Raw genomic sequence first — 11,808 nt, forward strand, 5'->3', positions numbered from 1 at the left:
TACGAAAACGTAATAGTGTTGAAAACTTTCTGTTTTATTTAAATTTTAACGCGTTTAATTACCATTTGTAAAATTAAATTTTACCTTTATTACGAAATAAATTTTTACCACTTCTGTACATGAAAAGGAAAATAACGCTTAAACAAATTGCAAAAGAATTAGACGTTTCTATTTCTACCGTTTCAAAATCTCTTCGAAACAGCCTCGAAATAGGGGAAGAAACCAGACTTAAAGTGCAGGCTTTCGCCAAATTTTATAACTACAAGCCCAATAATATTGCACTAAGCCTAAAAAACCGAAAAACCAAAACCATAGGAATCATCATTCCGGAAATTGTACATCACTTTTTCTCGACGGTCATTAATGGAATTGAACAAGTGGCTAATGAAAACGGATACAGCGTAATCATTTGTTTGTCAGACGACTCCTTTGATAAAGAAGTCCTAAACATGGAGATGCTGGCTAACGGCAGTATTGACGGCTTTATCATGTCGCTCTCTAAAGAAACACAATTCAAAGGCGATTTTCACCATATTACAGAAGTCATCAATCAAGGAATGCCTGTTGTCATGTTTGATAGAGTTACTAACGATATCCTTTGCGACAAAGTCATCATAGACGATCAATCTGCAGCGTATGAAGCCGTTCAAAGTTTGATTGACAAGGGAAGAAAAAAAATTGCCTTAGTGACCACCGTTGATTACGTAAGTGTAGGAAAACTTCGCACTGACGGCTACACAAAAGCACTTCTGGACAACGGAATACCTTTTAATGAAAACCTTATCATCAAAATTGAAGACATTGATACCTGTGAAATTACCATTGGAAAACTGTTGGAAGACAAAGCAATTGATGCTGTTTTTGCAGTAAACGAACTTTTTGCAGTGACGATAATTAAAACCGCCAGTAAAATAGGATTAAATGTCCCTAAAGACCTTGCCGTTATAGCCTTTACAGATGGTATAATCTCTAAATATTCTACACCTAGTATAACCACCGTCAGTCAAAACGGTATCAAAATGGGAAATAAAGCGGCAAAAATGTTAATTGACCGACTCGAATCTAAAGAAGATGAAGAAGATGAAAATTACAAAACCGAAGTCATTGAAACGCATTTGATAGAAAGAGAATCTACAAATTAGATTTTATAAGTTTTCAGTTGGCTTAAGAAAAGTGCGACTGAAAACTACGGCTAATTTTAAAAATAACTGTATTATATTCAGTACTACAACCTTGTAGTGAAAAAAGTTCTAGAATATTTCTTTCTCAAAAACAAAAGTTTGAAATATATTTTTATATTTACCCCTCAAAACTTTAACTTTTACTTCGAAAAATAAGATGAGTTTTGATAAGCATAGCGCTTATCGTATTAATATTTAAATTACGATAATGGAAAAGCGTAGATTAAGTTTCTGGCAAATCTGGAACATGAGTTTTGGTTTCTTAGGAATACAAATGGGTTTTGCACTGCAAAATGCTAATGCCAGTAGAATCCTCCAGATTTTTGGCGCCGATGTTCATGAATTATCCTGGTTTTGGATCATTGCACCGTTGATGGGACTTATTGTACAACCCATTATAGGTCATTATAGTGATAAAACGTGGGGCAAATTCGGAAGAAGAAAACCATTCTTTTTAGTGGGCGCTTTATTAGCCTCTATTGGTTTAATACTAATGCCTCAAGCCGAGATTTTCATTGCTTTTCTGCCTGCTTTATGGGTTGGTGCTGGAATGCTGATGATTATGGATGCTTCTTTCAACATTGCCATGGAACCTTTCAGGGCTTTAGTGGGAGATAATTTAAGAACGGACCAAAGAACCCTTGGATTTAGCGTTCAAACTGCATTAATTGGTTTTGGTGCCGTTATTGGTTCATTATTACCTTATGTATTAACGAATTATTTTGGCGTTTCAAATAGAGATGAGAATGGCGGTGTACCTATGCACCTGATTTTATCCTTTATAATTGGAGCTGCAATTCTGATAGGTTCTATCTTGGTTTCCATCTTTACAACAAAAGAGTATTCGCCAGAAGAATTACTACAATTTGAGGACGAAATGGCGCATCAGAAAACTAAAGTGACGGATGCAAAACCAAAAGAATCCAGTTTACTGGACATTTTTGATGATTTCAGAAAAATGCCTACCACGATGCGACAATTAAGCTGGGTGCAATTTTTCTCTTGGTTTGGCCTTTTCGGAATGTGGGTTTTTACCACTCCAGCCATAGCCCACCATATTTATGGCTTACCTATTAGTGATAGCAAAAGTGAGGGTTATCAAAACGCAGGGGACTGGGTTGGAGTACTGTTTGGTATTTACAATTTAGTATCTGCTTTCTACGCCTTTGCCTTACCCTACATTGCAAAAAAATTCGGAAGAAAATTAACGCACTCCATCTCACTCATTATTGGAGGTCTTGGTTTAATCTCGATCTATTTTGTACCCAATGAAGACTGGCTTATCTTATCGATGGTTGCTGTTGGTATTGCTTGGGCAAGTATTTTATCTATGCCGTATGCCATATTAGCAGGATCAATATCTCCTATGAAAATGGGCGTTTACATGGGTATTTTCAACTTCTTTATCGTTATCCCACAAATTATCAATGCCTTAATTGGCGGACCATTAGTTAAATATGTATACAATGACAATGCCATATTTGCATTAGTCACTAGTGGCGTCAGTTTCTTGATTGCAGCTATTTTAGTAGTAAAAGTACAAGATGTTGACGACCAAATAAAAAAATAACAATGAACACAAAAGCATTTATATTCGACCTAGACGGAGTGATTGTTGACACGGCTAAATACCATTATTTAGCATGGCAAAAAATCGCAAATGAATTGAATATCGAATTTACACTCGAAAACAACGAATTATTAAAAGGAGTAAGCCGGGTGCGCTCCTTAGATATCATATTAGAATTAGGAAAAGTAACCGCATCACAAGAAGACAAAAACAAATGGCTGATTCAGAAAAATGAAGAATACCTGACGTATTTGGTAGACATGGATCAAAGCGAACTACTGCCCGGCGTTCTAACGATGTTGCAGTATTTAAAAGAAAAAAACCAACCCATCGCTTTGGGTTCAGCCAGCAAAAATGCACGTCCTATTTTGGAAAAAACGGGAATCAGACATTATTTTGATGCTGTTGTAGATGGAAATGATGTGACCAATGCCAAACCGGATCCTGAAGTATTCCTGATGGCTGCAAAATTATTGAACACTACTCCAGAAAATTCAATCGTTTTTGAAGATTCAGTGGCGGGAGTTCAAGCGGCGAATATTGGTAATATGACCAGCATAGGAATTGGTGAAGCATCAACTTTGCATGAAGCAAAATACATATTTAAAGACTTTACCGCTATAAATACCCAATTCATAGAAGAATTAATTAGCAAATAAAAAGAAACAAGAAAAAAGAGATTAAATAAGCTGTGATAATTTGCAACAATTTTAAACCTCTAAAACGTTAAACTTTTTAAACTTTAAACAAAAGCAAAGAATGAATCAAGATTATATAAAACCAGATAATTGGTCCATCATAGAAGAAGGTTTTGATGCCGAACGCGTTAAATCATCTGAAAGTCTGTTCAGCATTGGCAACGGCGCTATGGGACAACGTGCTAATTTTGAAGAAAATTATAGCGGCGAAACATTTCAGGGAAGTTACATTGCCGGAATCTATTATCCTGACAAAACCAAAGTGGGCTGGTGGAAAAATGGATATCCAGAATATTTTGCCAAAGTTTTGAATGCACCCAACTGGATTGGTATCGACATTGAAATCAATGGTGAAAAACTGGATTTGAATACTTGTTCCGAAGTCAAAAATTTTCGTCGTGAATTGAATATGAAAGAAGGTTGGTACCATCGTTCTTTTGAAGCTACTTTAAAAAACGGGACTGAAATTGCAGTGAGCATTCGCCGGTTTCTTTCTATCGTCTTAGACGAAGTTGGGGTTATCAATTATGAAATCACTCCTTTAAACAAAGATTCCAAAATTGTATACAAACCCTATGTCGATGCTGGTGTAACGAATGAAGATGCGAACTGGGAGGAAAAATTCTGGGAACCTCTTGATGTAAAAAAATCAGGAAATGAAGCATTTGTAACGGCTCAAACGTTCAAAACACATTTCAAGGCTACCACTTTTATGCAAAACACCATTTTAAGAAATGGTGAGAAAACAGGAATTTCTCCTTCTAATATTGATGCAACTACTGATAAAATTCAGTTTAGCTATGATGTAATTGTGGCTCAAGGCCAAAAATCTTCTATACAAAAAATTGGAGGTTACACGGTTTCCTTAAACCATGAAAACACCATTACTGCTGCCGAAAAAGTGATTCAATCCGCTTTATCAGTAGGATATGACCAAATGTTACAGGACCAGATTGATGCTTGGGCAAAAATTTGGGAAATGTCAGATATTACAATCGATGGCGACGTCAAAGCACAACAAGGAATTCGTTTCAATATTTTCCAGTTGAACCAAACGTATTTAGGAAAAGATTCCCGATTGAATATTGGACCAAAAGGATTCACTGGCGAAAAATACGGCGGATCTACCTATTGGGATACTGAAGCGTATTGCATTCCGTTTTACATGGCGACGAAAGACCAAGAAGTGGCTCGAAACTTACTGACGTACCGCTACAATCAATTGGACAAAGCCATTGAAAATGCTGCTAAATTAGGATTTACTAATGGCGCTGCTTTGTATCCAATGGTAACCATGAATGGCGAAGAATGTCATAACGAATGGGAGATTACTTTTGAAGAAATTCATAGAAACGGAGCCATTGCATTTGCCATTTATAACTTTTACAGATACACAGGAGATTACAGCTACATTCCTGAAAAAGGGTTGGAAGTATTAATAGGAATTGCGCGTTTTTGGCATCAAAGAGCGAATTTTTCTACTAATTTGAACCAATACGTAATTCTTGGAGTTACGGGTCCAAACGAATACGAGAACAACGTAAACAATAATTTCTACACCAATTATATTGCAAAATGGTGTTTGGAATATACCTACGAACAAATTCAGAAAGTATCCCTGGAATATCCTGTTGACCACAAAAGAATTACCGAAAAAGTAAAAATCTCAGATTCCGAATTACAATCTTGGAAAAAAGTTTCAGATCATATGTACTTCCCTTTTTCAGAAGAACACAATGTATATTTACAGCAAGACGGTTTCTTGGATAAGGATTTAGTTCGCGTAGCTGATTTGGACAAAAGCCAAAGACCAATCAATCAAAAATGGTCTTGGGATAGAATTTTGCGTTCGCCTTATATCAAACAAGCCGATGTTTTACAATGTTTCTATTTCTTCGAAAATCATTTTTCGAAAGAAGAATTGAAAAATAATTTTGAATTTTATGAATCCTTTACGGTTCATGAGAGTTCCCTTTCACCTTGTGTACACTCCATTCAAGCCGCTTTATTGGACAAAATGGATATGGCCTATACTTTCTATTTGAGAACGTCGCGTTTGGATTTAGATGACTATAATAAGGAAGTCGAAGAAGGCTGTCATATTACCTCTATGGCTGGAACCTGGATGAGCATTGTAGAAGGTTTTGGCGGAATGAGAATCAAGGACGACACACTTCATTTTTCTCCAAAAATTCCAAAAGAATGGGAAGGGTATTCCTTTAAAATCAATTTCAGAAATCAAATTTTGAAAGTAGCGATTAATCCTAAAGAAACTACATTCTCAATTGTTGGGGATAAAGAACTACAAATCGTAGTAAATGGCAAGAATGTTGTTGTGACTACTAAAAACGTAGTCACCATAAACTAAACATTTGCTAGAACTTGTAGTTAATTCTAACATTTGAACACAAGCCTTACTCGGCTAACTGACAATCCCGATATTTATTGGGATTGTTCAATTGATACCTACTCCTACATTAAAAAAGAGTGGCTATCAAATTACTAAAACAGTCATTTCTAAACATAAATTAGCTTCATTTGAAGCTTACAAAAAATGAAATGACACAAAAAAAATAGTTACAATGAATAAAACAGATCAATTTCCGTTCATAAGCAGGAGCTTTCTAAAAAAAATAACCTTATTCCTTTTTTTTATGTCTTTAACTGTAAACGCTCAAATCGACAAAATTGAACCGCCTTTTTGGTATGCAGGAATGCACAATCCAGAACTGCAAATTCTTTTTTATGGCAAAGACATTGCTCAAAATCAGGTTACGGTTTCTAATGGCATAAAAATAACCAACGTAAAAAGAACAGAAAACCCCAACTATATTTTTGTTACAATCGACACTAAAAAAGTAGCAGCATCTGATTTAGTGTTTACTTTTAAAAGTAAAAACAAAGAAACCTTTACACATAAATATTCTTTACGAAAAAGAAGAGAAAACTCAGCGCTACGCAAAAGCTTTGACTCTTCGGATATGATGTATTTGCTGATGCCCGATCGCTTTGCCAATGGAAACAGAACCAACGACAGTCAAAATTCAACACAAGAAAAATACAACAGAGAATTACCCGGAGGGAGACACGGTGGCGATATTGAAGGAATTATAAAAAATCTGGATTACATAGCAGAACTAGGCGCAACAACCATTTGGAGTACTCCGCTTTGTGAGGATAACGATGCTAAGTATTCGTATCATACCTACGGCCAATCTGATGTGTATAAAATAGATCCCCGTTTTGGAACTAATGCTGATTATGTTCGATTAGCAGCTGAAATGCATAAAAGAGACCTAAAACTAGTGATGGATTATGTGACAAATCATTGGGGAATTGAACATTGGATGATGAAAGATTTACCTACAAAAGAATGGATCAATCAATTTGAAACCTACACGCAAACCAATCATAAAAGATCGGTTATACATGATACAAATGCTTCAGAAATTGACAAAAAAATCACGATAGACGGTTGGTTTGTTCCATCGATGCCCGATTTAAATTTAAAAAATCCTTTGACTTTAAAATATTTGATTCAAAACGCCATTTGGTGGATTGAGTACGCTGACTTAGACGGTTTCAGAGTTGACACCTATAACTATTCAGACCCGCAAGGAATCGCAAAATGGACCAAATCAGTGACAGATGAATACCCAAATTTTAATATTGTAGGTGAAGTCTGGATGCAAAGTCAAGCACAAATGGCATATTGGCAAAAAGACAGTAAAATTGCTGCAATACAAGATTACAATTCGTATTTGCCCAGCGTTATGGATTTTACATTATATGAGGCAGCCACGAAGGTTTTCAATGAAGATGATGGCTCTTGGGACAAAGGGTTGGTAAAACTCTATGATAATTTTACCAATGATTTTTTGTATCCAAACAGCAATAATTTATTGATTTTTGTCGAAAATCATGATACCAATCGAATCAATCAAACCTACGGCAACGACATCAGAAAATACAAAATGGCCATGACTTTGATGGCGACCACTCGTGGAATCCCACAATTGTATTACGGCAGCGAAATAGGCATGGCTGGTGACAAGGACAAAGGTGATGCAGCTATTCGGCTTGATTTCCCTGGCGGCTGGGAAGGCGACAAAAACAATGCTTTTACGAAGGAAGGAAGAACTCCGGGACAAAATGAGTATTTTGATTTTACCGCTAAATTGTTCCAATGGAGAAAAACAAAAGCGGCGATTCATTCCGGAAAAATGACCCATTACATTCCAGAGAATAATACTTATATATATTTTAGATACAACGCAAATGAAACGGTAATGGTTTTGATGAACAACAGCAACGAGACCAAAACGGTAAACACCAAACGTTTCAAAGAAAACATCAAAGACTTTAAGACTGGAAAAGATGTCATTTCTGAACTCACCTTTGATGTGACGAACGAAATAATAATCGAACCTAAATCTGTTTTAATTTTAGAGCTAAAGTAATTCCCGCTCTAAAATACAAGAATCCAGAGAACTCACTGAAAAGAATGGCAGATACATTTCGTGTTATTGAAAACTAGTCACCGCATATAATAATTATTCGATTTAGAAAAAATGAAAAAAAACTCCTTGTTATTAATTTTGTCCGTACTCGCTTTTTGTGTGAGTTGTTCAGGAAATAAAGCTGTTACGGACAGCAGCAAACCAATAAAAAAGACAAGAAAAGCACCCTTTATCTGGGAAGGTGCCACGGTCTATTTTTTGATGACAGATCGCTTTAATAATGGAGATCGTTCCAATGATATTACTTTAAACAGAACTAAAAATACAGGAAAACTTCGTGGTTTTGAAGGAGGAGATATCAAAGGAATTACAAAAAAAATAGAAAACGGCTATTTTGACAAATTAGGAATTAATGCCATTTGGTTTACTCCTATTGTAGAACAAATTCATGATGCTGTAGATGAAGGAACTGGTTTGAGTTATGGCTATCATGGCTATTGGGCAAGAGATTGGACGACTTTAGATCCCAATTTTGGAACTAAAAAAGAATTAGCCCTATTAGTAAAAAAAGCACATGCGCGAGGAATCAGAATCATCCTCGACGGTGTCATTAATCACACCGGCCCAGTGACTGAAATAGATTCTGTTTGGCCAAATTACTGGGTTCGCACCAATCCGGTTTGTGATTATAAAAATTATCAAAACACAACAGACTGCACTTTGGTGGCCAATCTTCCAGACATCAGAACTGAAAGCACCCAGAATGTAGACTTACCGCCTTTTCTTGTCGAAAAATGGAAAAAAGAAGGTCGATATGAGCAGGAAATGAAAGAGTTAGACGCTTTTTTTGCTCGAACGGGCTATCCAAAAACTCCAAGATATTACATCATCAAATGGCTAACGGATTACGTTACTGATTATGGTATAGACGGCTACAGAGGAGATACCGTAAAACATACAGACGAAACCGTCTGGGCAGATTTCAAAACGCAATGTGACTATTCTTTTAAAACTTGGAAGAAAAAAAACCCAACAAAAGTATTGGATAACAATTCCTTTTACACCATTGCCGAAGTCTATAATTATGGCATCAGCGGCGGACAGTATTTTGATTTTGGAGACAAAAAAATAAACTATTTTAAAAATGGTTTCAACAACATGATCAATTTTGAGTTCAAATGGGATGCCCAAAAAGACTATGAATTCATATTCTCAAAATATTCGGACAAGCTCAACACCGATTTAAAAGGATACAGTGTTTTAAACTATTTATCCTCGCATGATGACGGTGCTCCTTTTGATGCAAAACGCACCAAAAGCATCGAAGCCGGTACAAAATTATTGTTGAGTCCAGGACTTTCTCAAGTCTATTATGGCGATGAGAGTGCGCGTCCCTTAGTCATTGAAGGGACAAACGGCGATGCTACCTTGCGTTCCTTTATGAATTGGGAAGACATAAAATCTAATCCAGAAACTAAAAAAACACTGACACATTGGAGAAAATTAGGAAAATTCAGAAAGAACCATCCTGCTGTGGGAGCTGGAATTCACACTATGATTTCGGACACGCCCTACACTTTTTCAAGAACATTCACTAAAGGAACTTTTACGGACAAAGTAGTGGTTGGTCTGGATCTGTCTACTGGTAAAAAAGAGCTTATTGTAGCCACTGTTTTTAAAGATGGATCTAAAGTAAGAGATGCCTATTCCGGAAAAGAAGCTAAAGTTTCAAAAGGGAAAGTAAAAATTCGAACCGACTTTGATATTGTTTTATTAGAATTGAAGAAATAAATGTCCTCTCCCCAGCCCTTTCCAAAAGAAAGGGAGACGAAACCAAAAAAATTAAACTGAGTTTGAGTTTACTTTTTAAATCCAAACGCCTTTAGAAATGAAGGCGTTTTTTTTATGTTTACCTTTACCCAAAATAAAAAGGCAATGCTCAAAATTGGACATCGTGGCGCAAAAGGATATGAACCGGAAAACACTCTTGTTTCGTTTCAAAAAGCAATAGACCTGCAAGTGGACGGCATTGAACTCGACGTGCATTTGAGTGCTGATGGGGAAATAATCGTTATTCACGACGAAACTATTGACCGTACGACCAATGGAAAAGGTTTTGTAAAAGCATTATCTTTGCACAAATTAAAAGCATTTCGAATAGAAGGTAAATACCAAATTCCAACCTTACACGAGGTTTTTGATTTGGTAAACCAAGATTGTTTGATCAACATTGAGCTCAAAAGTTTTGAAGCAACAGATAAAGTGGTTTCACTGATTGAAAAATACGTTACTAAAAAAGGGTGGAAATACGATCGTTTTTTAGTTTCCAGTTTTGATTGGAATGCGCTGCAACAAGTGGCGTTTTTAAATGATAAAATTCCGATTGGCGTTTTAACGGAAACCGATTTAGACTTGGCTTTGGCTTTCGCCAAATTCATTCAGGCAAAATCCATTCATCCGCATTTTAAGTTATTGACAAAAGAAAACACAGGAAAAATACAGGAAAAAGGATTGCAGGTGTTTACTTGGACTGTTAATGAAGCAGAAGACATTCAAAAAATAAAAACATTCAACGTAAACGGAATCATCACTGATTTCCCAAATAGAATATGAACCAGAATTTCGATATAATAATAGTAGGCGGTGGCGCAGCCGGATTTTTTACAGCGATCAATATTGTGGAGAAAAATTCAAGACTGAAAGTCGCAATTTTAGAGCGAGGTGCAGAAGTACTGCAAAAAGTTCGCATTTCCGGCGGTGGAAGATGCAACGTGACGCACGCTATTTTTGAACCGAATGAATTGGTGAAATTTTATCCGCGTGGCGAAAAAGAATTACGCGGTCCTTTTCATCAGTTTTGCTCTGGGGATACGATTGAATGGTTTGATAATCATGGCGTAGAACTCAAAATTGAAGCGGACGGACGCATGTTTCCCATTTCGAATTCCTCACAAACGATTATTGATTGTTTCCTAAAAGCAACACAAAAACTGGGAATTGCAGTACTTACGGGACAAAGTGTACAATCTATTTTCAAAAAAGAAAACGAATGGAAAATCGAAACACAAACTGAAAATTATCTTGCCGAAAAGCTGATTCTAGCTACTGGAAGCAATCCTAAAGTTTGGGAAATGTTGCAGAATTTTGGTCATGCAGTTGTAAGCCCAGTTCCTTCCCTATTCACTTTCAACATCAAAGATTCGAGAATAAAAGAATTACCCGGAGTTGCGGCACAAGTAACCGTAAAGGTAAAAGACACCAAACTCACATCGACAGGACCTTTGTTAATTACGCATTGGGGAATGAGTGGCCCAGCGATTTTGAAACTCTCCGCTTGGGGTGCCCGAATCTTGCATGACAAAAATTATCAGTTTACCATTTTTGTGAATTGGTTGAATGATGCTGACAAAGAAGATGTCGAGAAAAAGCTAAAAGAATTAAAACAGGAACACGCGAAAAAATCAGTTTCCAAGAAATCCCCTTTTGAAATCACCAATAGATTATGGGAAAGTTTAGTGCTCGCTTCCGGAATTGAAGTGGAAACTAAATGGGCTGATTTGTCTAAAACACAATTGCAAACTTTAGCGAATCAATTGACAAATGCCACATTCCAAGTCAACGGAAAAAGCACGTTTAAAGAAGAGTTTGTGACTGCCGGTGGAATCGATTTAAAAGAAATCAACTTCAAAACCATGGAAAGTAAGCTTCATAAAAACCTATATTTTGCCGGAGAAATCGTCAATATTGATGCCATTACAGGCGGATTTAACTTTCAGAATGCGTGGACAAGCGGGTTTATTGTGGCAAATGCTATATAAAACCAAAGTCATTACAGTTCAATACTTTAATTAAGATAACTTTAGTTTTAGATTAACAAGACTTTACCATACTGTTTTCAT

8 protein-coding genes are annotated in these 11,808 nt (G+C 36.3%); all 8 read left to right on the plus strand.

The genetic code is table 11. The features are described from left to right. Nucleotides 1–119: 119 nt before the first annotated feature. The 8 genes from ACEN2F_RS09470 (at nt 120) to ACEN2F_RS09505 (ending at nt 11,727) form a co-directional block, all read left to right on the plus strand. Nucleotides 120–1,142: a LacI family DNA-binding transcriptional regulator gene (locus tag ACEN2F_RS09470; protein ID WP_441738298.1), complete on the plus strand. Its 1,023-nt coding sequence runs from the start codon at nt 120–122 to the stop codon at nt 1,140–1,142. 247 nt (nt 1,143–1,389) lie between these two features. Continuing rightward, the gene (locus ACEN2F_RS09475; protein WP_441738301.1) at nt 1,390–2,751 is read left to right on the plus strand and encodes an MFS transporter; all 1,362 of its coding nucleotides are present in this window, start codon (nt 1,390–1,392) and stop codon (nt 2,749–2,751) included. 2 nt (nt 2,752–2,753) lie between these two features. After that, entirely contained in the window at nt 2,754–3,410 is a 657-nt protein-coding gene (gene pgmB, locus ACEN2F_RS09480) for a beta-phosphoglucomutase (RefSeq protein WP_441738304.1), read from the plus strand. Between the two features lie 100 nt (nt 3,411–3,510). After that, entirely contained in the window at nt 3,511–5,817 is a 2,307-nt protein-coding gene (locus ACEN2F_RS09485; RefSeq protein ID WP_441738306.1) for a glycoside hydrolase family 65 protein, read from the plus strand. Between the two features lie 214 nt (nt 5,818–6,031). Beyond that, on the plus strand, nt 6,032–7,909 hold the full coding sequence (locus ACEN2F_RS09490; protein WP_441738308.1) for a glycoside hydrolase family 13 protein: 1,878 nt from the start codon (nt 6,032–6,034) through the stop codon (nt 7,907–7,909). 111 nt (nt 7,910–8,020) lie between these two features. After that, the gene (locus ACEN2F_RS09495) at nt 8,021–9,700 is read left to right on the plus strand and encodes an alpha-amylase family glycosyl hydrolase (protein WP_441738311.1); all 1,680 of its coding nucleotides are present in this window, start codon (nt 8,021–8,023) and stop codon (nt 9,698–9,700) included. A gap of 144 nt (nt 9,701–9,844) precedes the next feature. Continuing rightward, nucleotides 9,845–10,522, plus strand: coding sequence for a glycerophosphodiester phosphodiesterase (locus tag ACEN2F_RS09500; protein WP_441738314.1), 678 nt, complete (start codon nt 9,845–9,847; stop codon nt 10,520–10,522). Continuing rightward, complete coding sequence (locus ACEN2F_RS09505; RefSeq protein WP_441738317.1) at nt 10,519–11,727, plus strand: NAD(P)/FAD-dependent oxidoreductase; 1,209 nt, start codon at nt 10,519–10,521, stop codon at nt 11,725–11,727. Before ACEN2F_RS09500 ends, ACEN2F_RS09505 begins: the two co-directional genes overlap by 4 nt. Nucleotides 11,728–11,808: the final 81 nt, after the last annotated feature.

The organism is Flavobacterium sp. W20_MBD1_R3, from assembly GCF_052119725.1.
In the GTDB taxonomy this organism is placed as follows: domain Bacteria; phylum Bacteroidota; class Bacteroidia; order Flavobacteriales; family Flavobacteriaceae; genus Flavobacterium.